The sequence below is a fragment of the Cellulomonas sp. SG140 genome (assembly GCF_025770785.1).
Classification (GTDB): Bacteria; Actinomycetota; Actinomycetes; order Actinomycetales; family Cellulomonadaceae; genus Cellulomonas.
Map to the genome: position 1 here is coordinate 60,228 of NZ_JANZLA010000003.1, position 20,441 is coordinate 80,668.

General features: G+C 71.9%; 15 protein-coding genes. 11 read left to right on the forward strand and 4 right to left on the reverse strand.

Annotation, left to right across the window (positions count from 1 at the left end; genetic code table 11):
* Positions 1-5 precede the first annotated feature (5 nt).
* The 3 genes from uvrB to N0B34_RS06720 all read left to right on the forward strand — a co-directional run bounded on the left by uvrB (position 6) and on the right by N0B34_RS06720 (position 4,423).
* A complete protein-coding gene (gene uvrB / locus N0B34_RS06710; protein WP_263730565.1) occupies positions 6-2,111 on the forward strand; it encodes an excinuclease ABC subunit UvrB in 2,106 nt (701 codons plus the stop codon).
* A gap of 240 nt (positions 2,112-2,351) precedes the next feature.
* Positions 2,352-3,371, forward strand: a complete 1,020-nt coding sequence (locus N0B34_RS06715; protein WP_263730566.1) for a TerC family protein — start codon at positions 2,352-2,354, stop codon at positions 3,369-3,371.
* Complete coding sequence (locus tag N0B34_RS06720) at positions 3,368-4,423, forward strand: TerC family protein (RefSeq protein WP_263730567.1); 1,056 nt, start codon at positions 3,368-3,370, stop codon at positions 4,421-4,423. The genes N0B34_RS06715 and N0B34_RS06720 overlap by 4 nt, the downstream gene beginning before the upstream one ends.
* Positions 4,424-4,479: 56 nt before the next feature.
* On the opposite strand, the gene N0B34_RS06725 is transcribed toward N0B34_RS06720, so the two are convergent.
* The gene (locus tag N0B34_RS06725; protein WP_263730568.1) at positions 4,480-4,770 is read right to left on the reverse strand and encodes a YciI family protein; all 291 of its coding nucleotides are present in this window, start codon (positions 4,768-4,770) and stop codon (positions 4,480-4,482) included.
* 98 nt (positions 4,771-4,868) lie between these two features.
* Here N0B34_RS06725 and N0B34_RS06730 point away from each other — a divergent pair, with 98 nt between their 5' ends.
* Together N0B34_RS06730 and N0B34_RS06735 are read left to right on the forward strand one after the other, a co-directional pair.
* Positions 4,869-6,035, forward strand: a complete 1,167-nt coding sequence (locus N0B34_RS06730; RefSeq protein WP_263730569.1) for an acyl-CoA dehydrogenase family protein — start codon at positions 4,869-4,871, stop codon at positions 6,033-6,035.
* Positions 6,036-6,097: 62 nt separating this feature from the next.
* A complete protein-coding gene (locus tag N0B34_RS06735; protein WP_263730570.1) occupies positions 6,098-7,813 on the forward strand; it encodes an AMP-binding protein in 1,716 nt (571 codons plus the stop codon).
* A gap of 25 nt (positions 7,814-7,838) precedes the next feature.
* Here N0B34_RS06735 and N0B34_RS06740 read toward each other — a convergent pair whose 3' ends face one another.
* Both N0B34_RS06740 and N0B34_RS06745 read right to left on the reverse strand, forming a co-directional pair.
* Complete coding sequence (locus N0B34_RS06740) at positions 7,839-8,546, reverse strand: MBL fold metallo-hydrolase (protein WP_263730571.1); 708 nt, start codon at positions 8,544-8,546, stop codon at positions 7,839-7,841.
* On the reverse strand, positions 8,543-10,342 hold the full coding sequence (locus tag N0B34_RS06745) for a glycoside hydrolase family 15 protein (protein WP_263730572.1): 1,800 nt from the start codon (positions 10,340-10,342) through the stop codon (positions 8,543-8,545). The genes N0B34_RS06740 and N0B34_RS06745 overlap by 4 nt, the downstream gene beginning before the upstream one ends.
* A gap of 95 nt (positions 10,343-10,437) precedes the next feature.
* On the opposite strand from N0B34_RS06745, the gene uvrA reads away from it, so the two are divergent.
* On the forward strand, positions 10,438-13,299 hold the full coding sequence (gene uvrA / locus N0B34_RS06750; RefSeq protein WP_263730573.1) for an excinuclease ABC subunit UvrA: 2,862 nt from the start codon (positions 10,438-10,440) through the stop codon (positions 13,297-13,299).
* A gap of 69 nt (positions 13,300-13,368) precedes the next feature.
* Here the strand turns inward: uvrA and N0B34_RS06755 are convergent, their stop codons facing one another.
* On the reverse strand, positions 13,369-13,866 hold the full coding sequence (locus tag N0B34_RS06755) for an OsmC family protein (protein ID WP_263730574.1): 498 nt from the start codon (positions 13,864-13,866) through the stop codon (positions 13,369-13,371).
* Positions 13,867-13,930: 64 nt separating this feature from the next.
* Between N0B34_RS06755 and uvrC the strand changes: the two genes are divergently transcribed.
* The 5 genes from uvrC (at position 13,931) to gap (ending at position 20,299) form a co-directional block, all read left to right on the forward strand.
* Positions 13,931-15,997, forward strand: coding sequence for an excinuclease ABC subunit UvrC (gene uvrC, locus N0B34_RS06760; protein WP_263730575.1), 2,067 nt, complete (start codon positions 13,931-13,933; stop codon positions 15,995-15,997).
* Positions 15,994-16,938, forward strand: a complete 945-nt coding sequence (rapZ, locus tag N0B34_RS06765) for an RNase adapter RapZ (protein ID WP_263730576.1) — start codon at positions 15,994-15,996, stop codon at positions 16,936-16,938. Before uvrC ends, rapZ begins: the two co-directional genes overlap by 4 nt.
* Before the next feature lie 71 nt (positions 16,939-17,009).
* Positions 17,010-17,954, forward strand: a complete 945-nt coding sequence (locus tag N0B34_RS06770) for a gluconeogenesis factor YvcK family protein (RefSeq protein WP_263730577.1) — start codon at positions 17,010-17,012, stop codon at positions 17,952-17,954.
* 92 nt (positions 17,955-18,046) lie between these two features.
* Positions 18,047-19,027: a DNA-binding protein WhiA gene (gene whiA / locus N0B34_RS06775; RefSeq protein WP_263730578.1), complete on the forward strand. Its 981-nt coding sequence runs from the start codon at positions 18,047-18,049 to the stop codon at positions 19,025-19,027.
* A 267-nt stretch (positions 19,028-19,294) separates the two neighbouring features.
* Entirely contained in the window at positions 19,295-20,299 is a 1,005-nt protein-coding gene (gene gap, locus N0B34_RS06780) for a type I glyceraldehyde-3-phosphate dehydrogenase (protein WP_263730579.1), read from the forward strand.
* The last annotated feature ends 142 nt before the right edge of the window (positions 20,300-20,441 follow it).

Sequence of the window (20,441 nt, forward strand, 5' to 3'; positions counted from 1 at the left end):
GGCGCATGCGTCCCGTCACCGACCTGCAGCGGACGGTCGCGCCGTTCGAGGTGATCTCCGAGTACACCCCGAGCGGCGACCAGCCGACCGCGATCGCCGAGCTGACCCGCCGGCTCAAGGCGGGGGAGAAGGACGTCGTGCTGCTCGGTGCCACCGGCACCGGCAAGTCCGCCACGACGGCGTGGCTGATCGAGCAGGTGCAGCGACCGACCTTGGTGATGGCGCCCAACAAGACCCTCGCGGCACAGCTCGCCACGGAGTTCCGTGAGCTGCTGCCCAACAACGCCGTCGAGTACTTCGTCTCGTACTACGACTACTACCAGCCCGAGGCGTACATCGCGCAGACGGACACCTACATCGAGAAGGACTCGTCGATCAACGACGAGGTGGAACGGCTGCGGCACTCGGCCACGAGCTCGCTGCTGACCCGCCGCGACGTCGTCGTGGTGGCGACCGTCAGCTGCATCTACGGCCTCGGCACGCCCCAGGAGTACGTGGACCGCATGGTCACGCTCAACGTCGGCGACCAGGTCGACCGCGACCAGCTGCTGCGCCGGTTCGTCACCATGCAGTACACGCGCAACGACCTGGCGTTCACCCGGGGGACGTTCCGGGTGCGCGGCGACACCGTGGAGATCATCCCGGTGTACGAGGAGCTCGCGGTCCGCATCGAGTTCTTCGGGGACGAGATCGAGGCGATCGCCACGCTGCACCCGCTGACCGGCGACGTGGTCCGTTCCGAGCAGCAGGTGCACGTGTTCCCGGCGACGCACTACGTCGCCGGTCCGGAGCGCATGGAGCGCGCCATCACCGGCATCGAGTCCGAGCTCGAGCACCGGCTCGCCGAGCTGGAGCGGCAGAACAAGCTCCTCGAGGCCCAGCGGCTCCGCATGCGCACCACCTACGACCTGGAGATGATGCGCCAGATCGGGTCCTGCTCCGGGATCGAGAACTACTCCCGGCACATCGACGGCCGGGCACCCGGCTCCGCGCCGAACACGCTGCTCGACTACTTCCCGGAGGACTTCCTCCTGGTGATCGACGAGTCGCACGTGACGGTGCCGCAGATCGGCGCCATGTTCGAGGGCGACATGTCGCGCAAGCGCGCACTGGTGGACTTCGGGTTCCGCCTGCCGTCCGCGGTGGACAACCGGCCGCTGCGCTGGGAGGAGTTCGTCGAGCGCATCGGGCAGACGGTCTACCTCTCCGCGACGCCGGGCAGCTACGAGCTGTCGATGTCCGACGGCGTGGTGGAGCAGATCATCCGGCCCACCGGTCTGGTGGACCCGCAGGTGGTGGTCAAGCCGACCAAGGGGCAGATCGACGACCTGCTCGCCGAGATCCGTGACCGGGTCGACCGCGGCGAGCGCGTCCTGGTCACCACGCTGACGAAGAAGATGGCGGAGGACCTGACGGACTACCTGCTGGAGAAGGGCGTCCGGGTGCGCTACCTGCACTCGGAGGTCGACACGCTTCGGCGTGTCGAGCTGCTGCGGGAGCTGCGGCTCGGGGAGTTCGACGTGCTGGTCGGGATCAACCTGCTGCGTGAGGGTCTCGACCTGCCGGAGGTGTCGCTGGTCGCCATCCTGGACGCGGACAAGGAGGGCTTCCTGCGGTCGGCCACCTCGTTGATCCAGACGATCGGCCGTGCCGCCCGCAACGTGTCCGGCGAGGTGCACATGTACGCCGACCGCATCACGGCCGGGATGGCCACCGCGATCGACGAGACGAACCGCCGGCGCGAGAAGCAGGTGGCCTACAACCGGGAGCACGGGATCGACCCGACCCCGCTCCGCAAGCGCATCAACGACATCACCGACCTGCTCGCGCGCGAGGACGCGGACACCGCGGAGCTGCTGGGTGGGGCGGGGCGGCAGGCCAGTCGCGGCAAGGCGCCGGTGCCGGGCTTCGGGTCTCGTCGCGGACCGCAGGACGAGCGCACGAAGCTCGTGGGTGCGGCAGCCGGGGAGCTCGCGGACCTGATCCAGGACCTCACCGACCAGATGCACGCGGCCGCCGCGGAGCTGCAGTTCGAGCTCGCGGCCCGGCTGCGCGACGAGATCTCCGGACTGAAGAAGGAGCTGCGGCAGATGCAGGCCGCCACGGCCTGACCGCCGCCCGGGTGGCGGGGGACGCGACGGGTCGACCGGCGCGCCCGACGCCCCGCGGAGCGCCTTCCGGGAAGGGTCGCCTACACTAGGCGGCGGAGGGGAGTACTCCCTTACGACGTCATCGTCATCACGGTCGCCGACGAAGTCGACCCGGTGACGTCGGTCCGGGCACGCTGAGAACGACCGCCCGCGGCAGAGAAGACCTCCGGTGATCTCGTCATGTGCACCGGAGGTAGTTCCATGGACGTTCCAGGCTGGGTGTGGGCGCTGACCGTCGGCGTCGTCGTCGCGATGCTCGTCGCCGACTACGTCGGGCACGTGCGGGCGGTCCACGAGCCGTCGCTGCGCGAGGCGGCGCGCTGGTCGGCGGCCTACGTCGGGATCGCCGTCGCGTTCGGCGCGCTGGTCTGGGCCGTGTGGGGGTCGGGCCCGGGTGGTGAGTACTTCGCGGGCTACGTGACGGAGAAGAGCCTGTCCGTGGACAACCTCTTCGTCTTCGTCCTCATCATGTCCAGCTTCCGCGTCCCGCGGAAGTACCAGCAGAAGGTGCTGCTGACCGGCATCACCGTCGCCCTGGTGCTGCGCACCGCGTTCATCTTCCTGGGCGCGGCACTGATCGCCCACGCGACCTGGGTGTTCTACGTCTTCGGTGCCTTCCTGCTCTACGCGGCGTGGACGCAGCTGCGCGCCGGGGAGGACGACGGCGAGTACCACGAGAACGCGGTGCTCCGGCTGACGCGTCGGCTGTTCCGGGTCACCGACGACTACGCGGGCGACCACCTGGTCGTCCGTCGGGACGGCCGCAGCTGGATCACGCCGATGCTGGTGGTGATGATCGCGATCGGCTCGGCGGACGTGATGTTCGCGGTCGACTCGATCCCGGCGATCTTCGGGCTGACCCAGGAGACGTACCTCGTCTTCGCGGCCAACGCGTTCTCGCTCCTGGGGCTGCGGCAGCTCTACTTCCTGGTCGACGGCCTCCTCGACAAGCTGGTCTACCTGTCCTACGGCCTCGCCGTGATCCTCGCCTTCATCGGCGCGAAGCTGGTGCTGCACGCGCTGCACACCAACGAGGTGCCGTTCGTCAACGGCGGGGAGCATGTCGCCGTCCCCGAGATCCCGACCGCCGCCTCCCTGGTGGTGATCGTCGCCGTCCTGGCTGTGACCACCGCCGCCTCCCTGCTGAGCACCCGGGACCGCCCGGGGCGTGACCGGAGCACCGTCAGCGTCGCCGACACCGAAGGGGACCCCACCCGATGACCCACCAGATGCCGGTGCTGTTCCAGGTCGTGTCGCTCGTCGCCGTCGTCGGCCTGCTCATGGCGGACCTGGCGGTGATCGGCCGCCGGCCGCACGTGCCGTCCACCCGCGAGAGCCTGCGGTGGGTGGCGGTGTACGTCGTGCTCGCGCTGGTGTTCGCGGCCCTCGTCGGCGTGGTGGCCGGTGCGGTGCCGGCGGGGGAGTTCATCGCCGGCTGGCTGACCGAGTACAGCCTGTCCGTCGACAACCTGTTCGTGTTCGTGTTGATCATGTCGGCGTTCGCCGTGCCACGGGACCACCAGCAGAAGGTGCTGCTGGTCGGCATCATCGTGGCCCTGGTGCTGCGCGGCGGGTTCATCCTCGCGGGGGCCGCGGTGGTCACGCGGTACAGCTGGGTGTTCTACGTGTTCGGCGCGTTCCTGGTGTACACGGCGGTGCACCTGCTGCGCGGCGGCGAGAGCGGCGACGACGAGTACCACGAGAACGTCCTCGTCCGGGCGGCACGCCGGTTGTGGCCGATCTCCCGGGAGTACGACGGCGGCGCCGTGCGCACGGTGGTCGACGGTCGCCGGATGTTCACCCCGCTGCTGGTGGTGTTCCTGGCGATCGGCACCACGGACGTGCTGTTCGCCTTCGACTCCATCCCGGCGATCTTCGGTCTGACGCACGACCCGTTCATCGTCTTCACGTCGAACGTCTTCGCGCTGATGGGGCTGCGCCAGCTGTTCTTCCTGCTGGGGGGTGTGCTCGACCGGATCGTGTACCTGCCGTACGGGCTGGCCGCGATCCTCGGCTTCATCGGCCTGAAGCTGGTCTCGGAGGCGCTCCGCAGCAACGCCGTGCCGTTCGTCAACGGCGGCCGCCCGGTCGGGTGGGCGCCGGAGGTGCCGACCTGGCTGTCACTCGTCGTCATCGCCGGTTCGTTGGGGGCGGCCACCGCCGCGAGCGTCGTCCATGCGAACCGGCACCGACTGCCGGGGCGGCTCGGGCGGCCCGCCGGCGACCAGGCTGCCGGGCCGGCGGCCGACGAGAGCGGGGCGCTGGAGCGCTGACGGTTCCCGCGGGACGGCGGGACCGGTGCCCCTCCGCCCCCGAGCGCCGAGCCGCCTCAGAGGCTCGTGGACCAGGGGCCGAGGATGACGTCCCAGGCGCGCACGTCCGTCGAGCGGACCAGGCCTTCGCGGGCGAACGGGTCCTGGGCGAGGAGCTGCGCCAGCGCCTCCGCCTCGGCGGCACGGAACACCAGCAGGGCGCCGGGCTCGCCGTCGGCGAAGGGACCGGAGCCCAGCAGGGCGCCGCGGTCGGCCTGACCGGCCAGCCAGGCACGGTGCTCCGGGCGGACCTGGTCGCGCACGTCGGCGCGCTCGTCGTACGTGTAGCGGACGGCGTAGGTGGTCATCGCCCTATCGTGCCCGAGCTCGTGGCGTGGCCCCAGCCGGGACGGTGACCCGAGCCGGGGCCGTGGTCGGTGGCCGGGAGGATGGCAGAGTGACGCGCATGCCTCGTCATCACCGCACGTTGCTCACCGACGACCTGCTCGCCCGGGTCCACGACCGCGCTCCGGTGCACGACCGTGACAACACCTTCCCGCACGACGACCTCGCCGACCTGCGTGCCGCCGGGTACCTGACGGCGTTCGTCCCCACGGAGCTCGGTGGTGCCGGGCTGACCCTCGAGGAGGTCGCCCGCGAGCAGGTGCGTCTCGCGGCCGCTGCGCCGGCCACCGCTCTGGCGCTGAACATGCACCTGGTGGTGACGGGGATGGCCGCTCTGCTGATGGCGGACGGCGACGACTCGATGCGGTTCGTGCTGCAGGACGCTGCGGCCGGAGAGGTGCTCGCGTTCGGCAACTCCGAGGCGGGCAACGACCTCGTGATGTTCGGTTCACGCACTCGCGCCGAGCGCGCGACCGACGGCGGCTACCGGTACGTCGGCACCAAGATCTTCACGTCGTTGTCGCCGGTCTGGACGCGCCTCGCGACCTTCGGCCTCGACGACGCGGACCCCTCGGACCCCCGTCTGGTCCACGGGGTCGTGGCCCGCGAGCAGGGCGGGGTGACCGTAGGTGAGGACTGGGACACCCTGGGCATGCGCGCGACCCAGTCGGCGACGACGCACCTGGAGGGCGCCTACGCACCGCCGGACCGCATCGTCCGGCGGCTGCCGCCCGGGCCGAGCGCCGACCCCTACATCGTCGCGCTGTTCTCCGTCTTCGAGATCCTGCTCGCCGCTGTGTACACGGGCATCGGACGGCGTGCCCTCGAGCTCGGTGCGGCCAACGCCAGGCGCCGCACGTCGATGAAGTACGACGGGCGCAGCTACGCCGACGACCCGGACATCCGGTGGAAGGTCGCCGATGCGGCACTGGCTCAGGACGGTGCCGAGCTCCAGGTGTTCGCCCTGGCACGGGACGTGGACGAGCGGGTCGACCACGGCGCACGGCTGTTCGCGCAGCTCGTGGGGCTCAAGGTGCGCGCCACCGAGTCAGCGCGGACGGTCGTCGACCTCGCCCTGCGGGTCAGCGGCGGCGCGGCGTACTACACCGGCAACGAGCTGAGCCGGCTCTACCGGGACGTGCTCGCTGGCATCTACCACCCGTCGGACGACGAGTCGGCGCATGCGACCGTGGCCCAGTCCCTGCTGGGTCCGGTGAACGCTCGGTGAAGGTCCGCGGCACAGGACCTACGGACGCGTAAGTTACGCGGCCGTAGGTTTACGCTCGTACCGTGCCGACGACGTCAGGACCGACCACTCACAGCTCGCCCACGACGTCGGTCCCGCGAGAGGTGGACGTCCCCGACGAGCCTCTGAGCGCGGCGCTCGACCGTGCCGCCACGTCGTTCCCCGACCGGGTCGCCGTCGACTTCCTCGGCGCGACCACGACCTACCGCCGGCTCGCCGACCGGGTCTCCCGTGCGGCGGCGGTGCTGCTCGAGCTCGGCGTCCGCCGAGGGGACCGCGTCGCGCTGGTCCTGCCGAACAGCACCTCGCACGTCGTCGCGGTGCACGCGGTGCTCCGGATCGGTGCGGTCGTCGTCGAGCACAACCCGACGTACGCGGTCGAGTCGTTGCGGCACCAGCTGGCGGACAGCGGTGCCTGCGTTGCCCTCGTCTGGCGCAAGGCCGTGCCGTCGGTGCTGGCGGCCCGCGGGCCCTCGCTGCGCACCGTCGTGGCGGTGGACCTGGCCGAGGACCTGCCGCTGCGTTCCCGCCTGGCGCTGCACCTCCCCGTGCCCAAGGCGCGCGCGATGCGTGCCGCCCTCTGCGGCCCGGCGGTGCCGAGCGGCGTCCCGTCGTGGCACCGCCTCGTCGCGGCGGCTGCGCCGCTGCCGGCGGACCATCCGGCGGCGGACCCGTCGGACGTCGCGCTGCTGCAGTACACGGGCGGCACCACGGGGACCCCGAAGGGTGCCGTGCTCACTCACCGCAACCTCGTGGCCAATGTGACGCAGGGGCGCGCGTGGACCGGGGCGCGGGACGGCGTCGAGGTCGTGTACGCCGTGCTGCCGTACTTCCACGCGTTCGGGATGACCCTGTGCCTGCTCTACGGCACCGGCATCGCGGCCACCCAGGTGGTGTTCCCGTCGTTCGACCCGGCGACCGTGCTCGCCGCGCAGCGCCGCCGCCCCGGCACCTTCCTGCCCGCCGTGCCGCCGATGCTCGAGCGGCTCGGAGTGGCGGCCGAGCGGACGGGTGCCGACCTGACGTCCTTCCGGTGCGCGCTCAGCGGCGCGATGGCGCTGCCCCGGGCGACCGCCGAACGGTGGGAGCGGCTGACCGGGGGCCTCGCCGTGGAGGGCTACGGCATGACCGAGACGTCGCCGGTCGCGCTCGGCAACCCCCTGAGCCCGGCACGGCGCCCCGGCGCGCTGGGCACGCCGTTCCCGTCGACGCGGATCCGCGTCGTCTCGCAGGACGACCCCGAGCGCGACGTGCTGCCCGGTGAGCAGGGCGAGCTTCTGGTGACCGGTCCGCAGGTGTTCGCCGGGTACTGGAACCGGCCGGAGGAGACGGCGCACCAGCTGCTGGCCGGCGGGTGGCTGCGCACGGGCGACATCGTGCGCGTGGACCCCGACGGCTTCGTCGTCCTGGTCGACCGGCTCAAGGAGATGATCGTGAGCGGGGGGTTCAAGGTCTACCCGTCGCAGGTGGAGGACCACCTGCGGACGATGCCGGGCATCGCCGACGTGGCCGTGGTCGGCGAGCCGGCGGGGGAGCACGGCGAGAGCGTGGTGGCGGCGGTGGTGCTCGAGGAGGGCGCGCACGGCATCGACCTCGACGCGGTGCGGCACTGGTGCGAGGCCCGGCTGGCCCGCTACGCGGTCCCGCGTCGGCTCGTGGTGCTGCCGGACCTCCCGAGGTCGCAGGTCGGCAAGGTGCTCCGGCGAGTGGTCCGGGACAACCTCGCCAAGGCCCAGGTGGTGCTACCCGCCGAGCAGTGAGGCTGTCGAGGGCGCGATCCGTGGCTCACCAGCCGCGCGCCCGCCAGGCGTCCAGCTGGCGCCGCTCGGCGCCCAGGGTCGTGTCGGGCCCGTGCCCGGGATAGACCCAGGCGGTGTCGTCGAACCGGTCGAAGACCCGTTCCGTCACGTCGCGGAACAGCTGGTCGAACCGCACCCTGTCGTTGCCGGTCGCGCCGACGCCACCGGGGAACAGGCTGTCGCCGGTGAAGAGGTGCGCCCTCCCGGCGACGGCGTCCGCCTCGTCGGCGTGCTCCGGCTCGCGGTAGACGAGCGCGACGGAGCCCGGCGTGTGGCCGCGCAGGGCGATCACCTCGAGGACGGCGTGGCCGACGGCGATCGTGTCACCGTCCTGCAGACGACGATCGACAGGGCGGTCGGCCGCCGCCGCGACCGCGTCGGCGTCCGGCGCCCCCGCCAGCAGGGGCGCTCCCGTGACCGCCACCACGGACGCCAGGGCCGACAGGTGGTCGGGGTGGCGGTGGGTCGTGACGATCCCGTCGAGCCGGGCGGACGCGGCGCCCTCACGGATCAGGCCGAGCAGGCGCTCCGGATCGGCGGCCGCGTCCACCAGCAGCTGCGCTCCCGTCCTGCGGCAGGTGACCAGGTAGGCGTTGTTGTCCATCGGCCCCACCGACGCCTTGCGGATCTCGACCTCGTCCAGCACCCGCACGTCGCTGGGGCCGCCCGGCCGGACGTCGCCGCTGTAGCTCATGGCGTGCGCCGGCGCTGGGCGAGCTCGTACTGGTGCACCGCTCGGACCAGCGCCAGGTGCGACAGCGCCTGCGGGGTGTTGCCGGCCATCCGCCGGTGCTCGGGGTCGTACTGCTCGGCGAGCAGCCCGACGTCGTTGGTCAACCCGACCAGGACGTCGAGAACCGCGCGCGCCTCGTCCGCCCGGTCTGCCCGTGCGAGCGCGTCCGCCAGCCAGAACGAGCAGGCGAGGAACGGGTTCTCCCGTCCGCCCACCCCGTCGTCCGTCTTGTCGGACCGGTACCGCAGCAGCAGGCCGGGGGAGACCTCCAGCTCCTTGCGGATGGCGTCGAGCGTGGCGAGCATGCGCGGGTCCGTTGGCGGCAGGAAGTCGACCTGGAACATCTGCAGCAGCGACGCATCCGTGTGGGTGGCGCCCGGGTACTGCACGAAGCTGCCGATCGTGTCCGACCACCCGTTCGCCAGGACGTCGGCGTGCGCGGCGTCCCGCTCCGCCCGCCACCGGTCCACGTCGCCGGGGACCCCGAGCGTCTCCACCGCCTTGACCGCACGGTCCAGCGCGGCCCAGGTCATGGCCCGCGAGTGCGTGAAGGCGCGGGGTCGCCCGCGCGACTCCCAGATGCCCGCGTCCGGCTCGCGCCAGGTCTTGACGAGGTGGTCGATCAGGTTCTGCTGGAGCGCCCACGAGGTCGGCGTCTCCTCGATCCCCGCCGCACGCGCCATCTCGAGGGCGCACATCACCTCGCCGAGCACGTCGTGCTGCACCTGTCCCGACGCGGCGTTCCCCACCCTGACCGGCCTGGAGCCGGCGTAGCCGGGAAGGTGGTCCAGCGTCCGCTCGCTGAGCTCACGCGCTCCGTCGAGGCGGTACATGATCTGCATGTCCGCGGCGTCGCCGGCCACGGCGCGCAGCAGCCAGCTGCGCCAGTGCTCGGTCTCGTGCAGGTAGCCGTGCTCGAGGAGGGCCTCGAGGGTCAGTGCCGCGTCACGCAGCCACGTGAACCGGTAGTCCCAGTTGCGCCCTCCGCCGAAGGTCTCCGGCAGCGAGGTGGTGACGGCCGCGACGATGCCGCCCGTCTCCGCGTGGGTCAGCAGCCGCAGGACGAGCAGCGACCGCACGACCGCCTGTCGGTACGGCCCCGGCACGTCCGCCCGGGCAGCCCAGGAGCGCCAGACCCGGGCGCTCGCGGCCAGCCCCTCCGCGACGTCGCCGATGCGGGCGACCGGCTGCCACGACGGCGACCACGTCAGGGTCAGGGTGACCGACTCACCGGAACGCAGCGTGAATCGGTCCTCGTGCCGGTTGTGCACCGCGTTGGGCAGGCGGTCGCCGTGGAGCACCAGGGAGTCCGGGCCGGCGATCGCGTGGATGGCGGGCCTGCCGTCGGGATCGGTCACGCGCTGGACCCACGGCCTGTACTGCCCGTAGCCGAACCGCACGACCCACTCGTGCAGGACCTCCACCTGACCGCGCGTGCAGGTGATGCGCCGGACGAGGTCGGCCCGTCCGTCGCCGAGCGGCATCGACTCCTGCACCACGGCGGTGCCGTCGGGACCCTCGTACGTCGTCTCGAGCACGAACGAGTCGTCGAGGTAGCACCGGGTCACGCGTTCGGCGTCGGGGACGGTGAGGACCCAGCGGCCGTTGTCCGCGTCGCCCAGAAGGGCGGCGAAGCAGGCGCGCGAGTCGAACCGTGGCAGGCACAACCAGTCCACGGACCCCCGGCGGGAGACGAGGGCGGCCGTGCGGCCGTCCCCGAGCACGGCGTACTCGTCGATCGGAAGCTCGTTGCTCATCGAGCCCATCGTCGCGCCCGAGGCATCGACCCGCACGTTCGCCGGGATCGAACATGTGTGCGAGATGTCGGTGGCGCCACGTACACTCGACCACCGTGAACGACCGCCTGGTGGTCCGGGGAGCCCGCGAGCACAACCTGCGCAACGTCGACCTCGACCTGCCGCGCGATCGGCTGATCGTGTTCACCGGCCTGTCCGGCTCCGGCAAGTCGTCCTTGGCGTTCGACACAATCTTCGCCGAGGGTCAGCGCCGGTACGTGGAGTCGCTGTCGGCCTACGCCCGGCAGTTCCTCGGTCAGATGGACAAGCCGGACGTCGACTTCATCGAGGGCCTGTCGCCGGCGGTGTCGATCGACCAGAAGTCGACCAACCGCAACCCGCGGTCGACGGTGGGCACCATCACCGAGGTCTACGACTACCTGCGGCTGCTGTTCGCGCGGGCCGGCGTGCAGCACTGCCCGGTCTGCGGCGAGCGGGTCACCGCTCAGACTCCGCAGCAGATCGTCGACAGGCTGCTGGAGCTCCCGGAGGGCACCCGCTACCAGGTGCTCGCCCCCGTCGTGCGCGGTCGCAAGGGCGAGTACGCCGACCTGTTCGCGGAGCTGCAGTCGAAGGGCTTCGCGCGCGCCCGTGTCGACGGTGAGGTGGTCCAGCTGACCAGCCCGCCGACCCTTGAGAAGAAGCTCAAGCACGACATCGAGGTCGTGGTGGACCGGCTCGTGGCGCGGGAGGGCGTGCAGCGCCGGCTCACCGACTCCGTCGAGACGGCGCTCGGCCTGGCCGGCGGCCTGCTCGTCGTCGAGCTGGTCGATGCGGAGGCGGACGACCCCGAGCGTGAGCGGCGCTTCTCGGAGCGTCGGGCGTGCCCGAACGACCACGTGCTCACCCTCGACGAGGTGGAACCGCGGACGTTCTCGTTCAACGCCCCGTACGGCGCCTGCCCGGAGTGCACGGGCATCGGCTCGCGCCTCGAGGTCGACCCCGAGCTCGTCGTCCCGAACGAGGACCTGTCCCTGGCCGACGGCGCGGTCGCACCGTGGGCGCAGATCTCGGGCGAGTACTTCACCCGCGTCCTGACCGCACTGGCGGACGACCTCGGCTTCTCGATGACGACGCCGTGGCGGGCGCTGCCCCAGCGCGCCAAGGACGCGGTGCTGCACGGCGAGAACCACGAGGTGAAGGTCCGGTACCGCAACCGCTGGGGTCGTGAGCGCCAGTACTCCACCGGCTTCGAGGGGGTGCTGACGTTCCTGGAGCGGCGCCACTCCGAGACCGACTCCGAGTGGAGCAAGGAGAAGTACGAGGCGTACATGCGGGAGGTGCCGTGCCCCGTGTGCCAGGGCGCGCGGCTGAAGCCGGAGGTGCTCGCGGTCAAGGTGGGCGGCCGTTCGATCTTCGACGTGTGCCAGCTTCCCATCCGCGAGGCGCGGGCGTTCCTCGACGGCCTCGAGCTCGGCGCTCGTGAGCGCGCGATCGCGACTCAGGTGCTCAAGGAGATCCAGGCGCGCCTCGGCTTCCTGCTGGACGTCGGGCTGGACTACCTGAGCCTCTCCCGACCGGCGGCCACGCTCTCCGGCGGCGAGGCGCAGCGGATCCGGCTGGCCACCCAGATCGGTTCGGGGCTCGTCGGCGTGCTCTACGTGCTCGACGAGCCGTCGATCGGTCTGCACCAGCGGGACAACCGACGCCTGATCGAGACGCTGACCCGGCTCCGCGACCTCGGCAACACGCTGATCGTCGTCGAGCACGACGAGGACACCATCCGCACGGCCGACTGGATCGTCGACATCGGACCCGGTGCCGGTGAGCACGGTGGCCACGTGGTCCACTCCGGCGACCTACCGGGGCTGCTCGCCTCTCCGGACTCGATCACCGGCGCCTACCTGTCGGGGCGTCGTTCGATCCCGATGCCCGGCAAGCGCCGGCCGGTGGACCCGGGGCGCATGCTCCGGGTGATCGGTGCTCGCGAGCACAACCTGCGGGGCGTGGACGTGGCGTTCCCGCTGGGCGTGTTCACCGCCGTGACGGGTGTCTCCGGCTCCGGGAAGTCCACGCTGGTCAACTCGATCCTGTACACGGTGCTCGCGAACGAGCTCAACGGCGCGCGCCAGGTGGCCGGCAGGCACAAGCAGGTGACGGGCCTGGAGCACCTCGACAAGGTCGTCCACGTGGACCAGGGGCCGATCGGCCGCACGCCGCGGTCGAACCCGGCGACGTACACCGGGGTGTGGGACCACGTCCGGCGGCTGTTCGCCGAGACCTCGGAGGCGAAGGTCCGCGGGTACACGCCCGGCCGCTTCTCCTTCAACGTCAAGGGCGGGCGGTGCGAGGCCTGCGCGGGTGACGGCACCCTGAAGATCGAGATGAACTTCCTGCCGGACGTCTACGTGCCGTGCGAGGTGTGCCACGGTGCCCGGTACAACCGCGAGACGCTCGAGGTGCACTTCAAGGGCAAGACGGTGGCCGACGTCCTGGCGATGCCGATCGAGGAGGCGGCCGAGTTCTTCGCCGCCGTGCCGGCGATCGCGCGGCACCTGCGCACGCTCGTCGACGTCGGGCTCGGCTACGTCAGGCTGGGGCAGCCCGCGCCGACGCTCTCCGGTGGCGAGGCGCAGCGCGTCAAGCTCGCTGCGGAGCTGCAGCGCCGGTCGAGCGGCCGCACGGTGTACGTGCTCGACGAGCCGACCACCGGGCTGCACTTCGAGGACATCCGCAAGCTGCTCGGCGTGCTGCAGTCGCTGGTGGACAAGGGCAACTCGGTGATCGTGATCGAGCACAACCTCGACGTGATCAAGAACGCGGACTGGGTGATCGACCTCGGGCCCGAGGGGGGCAGCGGCGGTGGCCTGGTGGTCGCCGAGGGCACGCCGGAGCACGTCGCCGGCGTTCCTGCGAGCCACACCGGGCGGTTCCTCGCCGAGGTGCTGGAGCCTGAACGGGAGCGCGCCACCGCCTGACGTCCGACGGGTCTGCGCGGCGTTCCTCCCGCTCCACCGGTCAGTCCGACCGGGGCCGTGGCAGGCGTGTCAGGCGCGCACGAGCGGTGTCGGCTGAACGCGCACGGCGAAGTTGACGCTGCGCATGATGAAGCAGTGCTCGGCCGCCTCCCGGTGGAGGTGCGCCAGGACCTCGTCGTCCACGGGGGTCCCGTCGGGCAGCGTGGCATCGGCGGCGACGACGACACGCGGGTGCAGCACGACCTCCTGGAACTGGCCCTGCGATGCGCCCGACACCCGCATCGTGCCCGTCGCTCGGTCGCTGTAGCCGAGCACGGCCACGCCGTCGCGCGCCGCGAGGTGCAGCAACCACATCATCTGGCACTGAGACAGGGACGTGACCAGCAGGTCCTCCGGGGACCACCGGTCCGGGCTGCCGCGGAAGTGCGGGTCGGACGTGCCGAGCAGCACGGGACGCTCACCGGCGCGCACCTCGTGGTCCCGGCCGTAAGAGGTGTACGAGGTCGTCCCGTGCCCGCGGGCACCGGTCCAGTTCAGGTCCACGGTGTACGTGTGCAGCTGCGGCATCCGCCCACGCTAGCCGGGCCGGCCGTCACCGGGGATGTCGGCGCCGCGAACTACCCTCGAACTCATGGCCGATCCCGCTTCCTACCGTCCCGCGCCGGGTGAGATCCCGGACCAGCCGGGCGTGTACCGCTTCCGGGACGAGCACGGTCGCGTCATCTACGTCGGCAAGGCCAAGAGCCTGCGGCAGCGCCTGAACAGCTACTTCCAGGATCCGTACAACCTGCACCCGCGGACGTACCAGATGGTCACCACGGCCTCCTCGGTGCAGTGGACCGTCGTGGGGACCGAGGTCGAGGCGCTGGCCCTGGAGTACTCCTGGATCAAGGAGTTCGACCCCCGCTTCAACATCAAGTACCGGGACGACAAGTCGTACCCGTACCTGGCGGTGACCATGGCGGACGCGGTGCCTCGAGTCCAGGTGATGCGCGGCGCGAAGCGCAAGGGCACCCGGTACTTCGGGCCGTACGCGCACGCCTGGGCGATCCGGGAGACCGTCGACCTGCTGCTGCGCGTGTTCCCGGTGCGCACCTGCTCCGCCGGCGTCTTCAAGCGGGCGCACCAGCAGGGGAGGCCGTGCCTGCTGGGCTACATCGACAAGTGCTCGGCGCCATGCGTCGGCCGCATCTCCGAGGAGGACCACCGGAGGCTGGCCCAGGACTTCTGCGACTTCATGGCGGGGGACACCGCGCGCTTCACCCGCCGCCTGACCGCGGCGATGAAGGCCGCTGCCGCAGAGCTGGACTTCGAGCGCGCCGCGCGGCTGCGGGACGACATCGCCACGCTCGAGCGGGCGACCGAGCGGAACGCCGTCGTGCTGCCCGACGGGACGGACTGCGACATCTTCGCCCTGGTCGGCGACGAGCTCGAGGCCGCGGTCCAGGTGTTCCACGTCCGTGACGGCCGCATCCGCGGCCAGCGCGGCTGGGTCGTCGAGAAGGTGGAGGAGGCGGACGACGCCGACCTGGTCGAGCGTCTCCTGCAGCAGGTGTACGGCACCGCGGAGGCCGAGCTCGACGGCGGCACGGCCGCGGTGCCGCGCGAGGTGCTCGTACCGGCACTGCCGACCAACCTCGACCAGGTCCAGACGTGGCTGACCGGTCTGCGCGGCGCGCGGGTCAGCGTGCGGGTGCCTCAGCGTGGCGAGAAGCGGGAGCTCGCCGAGACGGTCCGTCGCAACGCCGAGCACGCTCTGGCCCTGCACCGCACCCGCCGGGCGGGCGACCTGACCACCCGCAGCCAGGCTCTCCGCGAGATCCAGGAGGCGCTGGACCTGCCGTCGGCGCCGCTGCGGATCGAGTGCTACGACGTGTCCCACAACCAGGGCACGTACCAGTCGGCGTCGATGGTGGTGTTCGAGGACGGGCTGGCACGCAAGAGCGAGTACCGCCTGTTCACGGTGCGCGGTCCCGAGGGCGACGGCGCACGTGACGACACGGCGGCGATGCACGAGGTGATCACCCGGCGGTTCCGGCGGTACCTCGCCGAGCGCTCCCAGTCCGGGGACGTCGAGCTGGGCGACGGGTCGTCGGACGACGACGAGGACGTGCCGACGCGATCGGGCCCGATCGACGAGCGCACGGGCCGGCCGGCGCGGTTCGCCTACCCGCCGAACCTGGTCGTCGTCGACGGGGGGCCGCCGCAGGTCGCCGCTGCCGCGGCCGCGATGGCGGAGCTCGGGGTCGACGACGTGGCGCTCTGCGGCCTCGCCAAGCGGCTCGAGGAGGTGTGGCTGCCGGGCGAGGAGTACCCCGTGATCCTGCAGCGCTCCTCCGAGGGGCTCTACCTGCTGCAGCGGCTGCGGGACGAGGCGCACCGGTTCGCGATCACCGCGCACCGACGCCGGCGCAGCAAGGGCATGACGGTGTCCGTGCTGGACGACGTCCCGGGACTGGGCCCCGCGCGCCGTGCTGCGCTGCTCAAGCACTTCGGCTCGGTGCGCCGGCTTCGAGCGGCGACCGTCGAGGAGATCGCGAGCGTGCCGGGCATGGGTGACCGCACGGCGCGGGCGGTGGTCGACGCGCTGGCGGGCGGCTCGGCGCCGTCGGCGGCGGTCGAGGCGCCCTCGCATCCCGGCGCGTCGACGGACCTCACCCCGCCGCCCTCGGAGCCCGCTGGCATCCTGGGTCCATGACGGACGAGCCCTCGCCCCTGACGGTGCCGCACGGGATCCCCGCCATCGAGGCCACCACGGCGGCCCCGGTGCTGGAGCAGCCGCAGGTCCTGGTGATCACCGGGATGTCCGGCGCGGGCCGCAGTCGTGCGGCCGCGGTGCTGGAGGACCTCGACTGGTACGTCGTGGACAACCTGCCGGCGCAGATGCTGGTGCACCTCGTCGGGATGCTGACGTCCGGCACCGCCGGGCAGCACGCGCAGCGGCTCGCCGCGGTGATCGACGTTCGCGGGGGCGAGTTCTTCGGTCACCTCGACACCGCGCTGGAGAACCTCCGTGCCACCGGTGTCGACCTCCGGATCCTGTTCCTGGACGCGTCGGACGAGGCGCTGGTGCGGAGGTTCGAGCAGGTGCGACGGCCGCACCCCCTGCAGGGCGGCGGGCGCATCCTGGACGCGATCGCCGCGGAACGTCGCCTCCTGACCAGCCTGCGCGAGCGTGCCGACTGGGTGATCGACACGACCGAGCTGAACGTCCACGACCTCGCCCGCACCGTGCGGGAGGCGGTGCACGGCGAGGAGGAGACGGACCTCCGCATCTCGATCGTGTCCTTCGGCTTCAAGTACGGCCTGCCGCTCGACGCGGACCACGTGGTCGACGTGCGGTTCCTGGCGAACCCGTACTGGATCAGCGAGCTGCGCCACCTGTCCGGCCGTGACGAGCCGGTGCGCGACTACGTCCTCGGGCTGCCGGGCGCCCTGGAGTTCGTCGACCGGTACGTCGCCGCCCTCGAGCCCGTGCTCGAGGGCTACCGGCACGAGGACAAGCACTACGTGACGATCGCGGTCGGGTGCACGGGGGGCAAGCACAGGTCGGTGGCGATCAGCGACGCTCTCGCGGCACGCCTCCGGGACCGGGGCCTGCGGGTCAGCGTGACGGCTCGCGACCTCGGCAAGGAATGACGTCCGGCCCGTCGGCCGGCCGCGGCCGCGCGGTCGCGGGGACCGCCCGACGTCATCACCGCGGCCCTTCGATGGTGGCGCTCGGCGGCGGTCACGGGCTCTCTGCGAGCCTCTCGGCCCTCCGACTCCTCACCGACCGCCTGACCGCCGTCGTGACGGTGGCGGACGACGGCGGCTCGTCGGGCCGGCTCCGCGACGAGCTGGGTGTGCTGCCGCCCGGCGACCTGCGGATGGCACTGTCGGCGCTGTGCGACGACTCCGACTGGGGTCGCACGTGGCGGGACGTGCTGCAGCACCGGTACTCGTCCGACGGCCCGCTGGACCAGCACGCCGTCGGCAACCTGCTGATCGTCGCCCTCTGGGAGCTGCTCGGCGACCCGGTGCAGGGCCTGGACTGGGTCGGCCGGCTGCTCAACGCCAGCGGCCGGGTGCTGCCCATGGCGGCGGTGCCGCTGCGCATCGCCGCGGACGTCGTCGGCCCGGACGGTGTGCGGCGGGTCGTCGAGGGCCAGAGCGCCGTCGCGACGAGCGTGGGCCGGATCGAGCAGGTGCGTCTGGAGCCGGAGGCGCCGCCGGCGTGCGCGGAGGCCGTGGCAGCCGTCCGGGACGCCGACTGGGTGGTGCTCGGGCCGGGCTCCTGGTACACGTCCGTGCTCCCGCACCTGCTGGTGCCGGAGCTGCACGACGCGCTCGTCGCGCACCGTGGCCGGACCATCGTCACCCTGAACCTGCAGCGCGAGGAGGCCGGCGAGACGGCTGACCTGCCCGTCCAGGAGCACGTGGCCGTGCTCCGCGAGCACGCGCCCGACCTGCGGATCGATGCCGTCGTCGCGGACCCGGCGGCCGTGGACGACGTCGCCGGGCTCTCGCAGGTGTGCGCGGACATGGGGGCGCGGCTCCTGGTACGGCAGGTGCGCCGCGGTGACGGCACCGCGCGGCACGACCCGTTGCGGCTCGCGGCCGCCTACCGGGACATCCTCGAGGGCTCTTTCGGCGACGTCGGCGTCCGTAGCTGAGCTCGGCGGACGGTCGCTGCGTCGAGGCGCCCGGCCGCCGGTGCCGATGGCTGCCGGGCCGTGGGAGCGGCGGTGATGGCAGGATGACCCGCATGGCGTTGACGGCACAGGTGAAGGACGAGCTGGCCCGGCTGAAGGTGGACCGGACGTCCTGCCGGAAGGCCGAGGTCGCCGCCACGCTGCGCTTCGCCGGCGGCCTGCACATCATCTCCGGCCGCATCGTCATCGAGGCCGAGCTCGACACCGGGGTGGCTGCCCGGCGCCTCAAGCAGGCCATCTCGGAGGTCTACGGCCACGAGAGCGACATCATCGTCGTGTCCGGTGGAGGCCTTCGCCGGGGCAGCCGGTACGTCGTGCGCGTCGTGAAGGAGGGCGAGTCCCTCGCGCGGCAGACCGGCCTGCTCGACAACCGCGGACGCCCCGTGCGCGGCCTGCCGCCGCAGGTCGTCTCGTCCGGAGTCGGGGAGGCAGAGGCCGCGTGGCGTGGCGCCTTCCTCGCGCACGGGTCGCTGACCGAGCCGGGGCGGTCGTCGTCGCTGGAGGTGACGTGCCCCGGGCCGGAGGCCGCTCTCGCGCTGGTCGGCGCCGCACGGCGGCTCGGCATCGGCGCCAAGGCCCGAGAGGTGCGGGGCATCGACCGTGTGGTGATCCGTGACGGCGACGCGATCAGCGCGATGCTGACGCGGCTGGGCGCGCACGAGACGATGCTGGTCTGGGAGGAGCGGCGCGTCCGCCGGGAGGTCCGTGGCACGGCGAACCGCCTGGCGAACTTCGACGACGCCAACCTGCGTCGGTCGGCACGCGCGGCCGTCGCCGCCGGGGCGCGGGTCGAGAGGGCCTTCGAGATCCTCGGCGAGGAGCTGCCCGAGCACCTCCGTGAGGCCGGCGAGCTGCGGCTGGCCCACAAGGAGGCGTCGCTGGAGGAGCTGGGCAAGCTGGCCGACCCGCCCCTGACCAAGGACGCGGTCGCCGGACGGATCCGGCGTCTGCTCGCCACGGCGGACAAGCGGGCCGCCGAGCTCGGCGTCCCGGACACCGAGGCGGGTCTGAGCCCGGAGCTGCTCGACCTCTAGACCCTCTGCCGGGCGGTCCGCCGGGGAGTGCCTGTGCACGCCTGGCGGCCGGACCTTCGTCACACGAGTCCGGAGGCGCACGGTATAGGGTCGTGTCATCCGATCGTCACACGACCGTCACGTGCTGGGCACGTTCCTCTCCACGAAGTACCGTCGAGGGACGCAGCGCGTGCGGCGGTCAGGACGGCCGGGCCGCACACCGGCGTGCGAGTGTTCCCACCACCAATTGTGTGCGCCGACGCGATCGGCGCGTGCCGAGGAGGGCAAGTGACCATCAAGGTCGGCATCAACGGCTTCGGCCGGATCGGGCGCAACTTCTACCGGGCGATCATCGCCTCGGGCGCCGACATCGAGATCGTGGGCGTCAACGACCTGACGGACAACAAGACGCTGGCGCACCTGCTCAAGTACGACACCGTCCTGGGCCGTTTCCCGCTGAGCGTGGACTACGACGACGACAACATCATCGTCGACGGCAAGAAGATCCGTGCCCTCGCCGAGCGCAACCCCGCCGACCTGCCCTGGGCCGAGCTGGGTGCGGACATCGTCATCGAGTCGACCGGCTTCTTCACGGACGCGACGAAGGCGAAGGCCCACATCGAGGCCGGCGCCAAGAAGGTCATCATCTCCGCCCCGGCGAAGAACGAGGACGGCACCTTCGTCGTCGGCGTGAACCACACCTCGTACGACCCGGCGACGCAGCACATCATCTCGAACGCGTCGTGCACCACCAACTGCCTGGCCCCGCTGGCCAAGGCGCTGAACGACTCGATCGGCATCGTGCGTGGCCTGATGACCACGATCCACGCGTACACCGGCGACCAGAACCTGCAGGACGGCCCGCACCGCGACCTGCGTCGCGCCCGCGCCGCCGCGCAGAACATCGTCCCGACCTCGACCGGTGCCGCCAAGGCCGTCGCCCTGGTGCTCCCCGAGCTGAAGGGCAAGCTGGACGGCTACGCCCTGCGCGTCCCGGTGATCACCGGCTCGGCCACGGACCTCACCTTCACCGCTCCGAAGGAGACCACGGTGGACGAGGTCAACGCCGCGGTGAAGGCAGCCGCGGAGGGCCCGCTCAAGGGCATCCTCGAGTACGTGGACGACGAGATCGTGTCGAGCGACATCGTCACCAACCCGCACCAGAGCATCTTCGACTCCAAGCTGACGAAGGTGATCGGCGACCAGGTCAAGGTCGTCTCCTGGTACGACAACGAGTGGGGCTACTCCAACAGCCTCGTCGCGCTGACCGCGTACGTGGGCGAGCGGCTCTGACCTCGCCGCACCACCGGTAGCACAGCCATGCGTCCGCGTGCGCCCCGGCCCTGAGGCCCCGGCGCACGCGGACGCTGCTGTCTGCAGCCCGTGCAGTACCCCCCAGCGGCCGACCGGCCGCACCTGCGAGGTAGGTAGGAGA

Coding starts and splice junctions, on each gene's coding strand:
- uvrB (WP_263730565.1), top strand. CDS start 6: ATGCGTCCCGTCACCGACCTGCAGCGGACGGTCGCGCCGTTCGAGGTG.
- N0B34_RS06715 (WP_263730566.1), top strand. CDS start 2,352: ATGGACGTTCCAGGCTGGGTGTGGGCGCTGACCGTCGGCGTCGTCGTC.
- N0B34_RS06720 (WP_263730567.1), top strand. CDS start 3,368: ATGACCCACCAGATGCCGGTGCTGTTCCAGGTCGTGTCGCTCGTCGCC.
- N0B34_RS06725 (WP_263730568.1), bottom strand. CDS start 4,770: ATGACCACCTACGCCGTCCGCTACACGTACGACGAGCGCGCCGACGTG.
- N0B34_RS06730 (WP_263730569.1), top strand. CDS start 4,869: ATGCCTCGTCATCACCGCACGTTGCTCACCGACGACCTGCTCGCCCGG.
- N0B34_RS06740 (WP_263730571.1), bottom strand. CDS start 8,546: ATGAGCTACAGCGGCGACGTCCGGCCGGGCGGCCCCAGCGACGTGCGG.
- N0B34_RS06745 (WP_263730572.1), bottom strand. CDS start 10,342: ATGAGCAACGAGCTTCCGATCGACGAGTACGCCGTGCTCGGGGACGGC.
- N0B34_RS06755 (WP_263730574.1), bottom strand. CDS start 13,866: ATGCCGCAGCTGCACACGTACACCGTGGACCTGAACTGGACCGGTGCC.
- uvrC (WP_263730575.1), top strand. CDS start 13,931: ATGGCCGATCCCGCTTCCTACCGTCCCGCGCCGGGTGAGATCCCGGAC.
- rapZ (WP_263730576.1), top strand. CDS start 15,994: ATGACGGACGAGCCCTCGCCCCTGACGGTGCCGCACGGGATCCCCGCC.
- N0B34_RS06770 (WP_263730577.1), top strand. CDS start 17,010: ATGGTGGCGCTCGGCGGCGGTCACGGGCTCTCTGCGAGCCTCTCGGCC.
- whiA (WP_263730578.1), top strand. CDS start 18,047: ATGGCGTTGACGGCACAGGTGAAGGACGAGCTGGCCCGGCTGAAGGTG.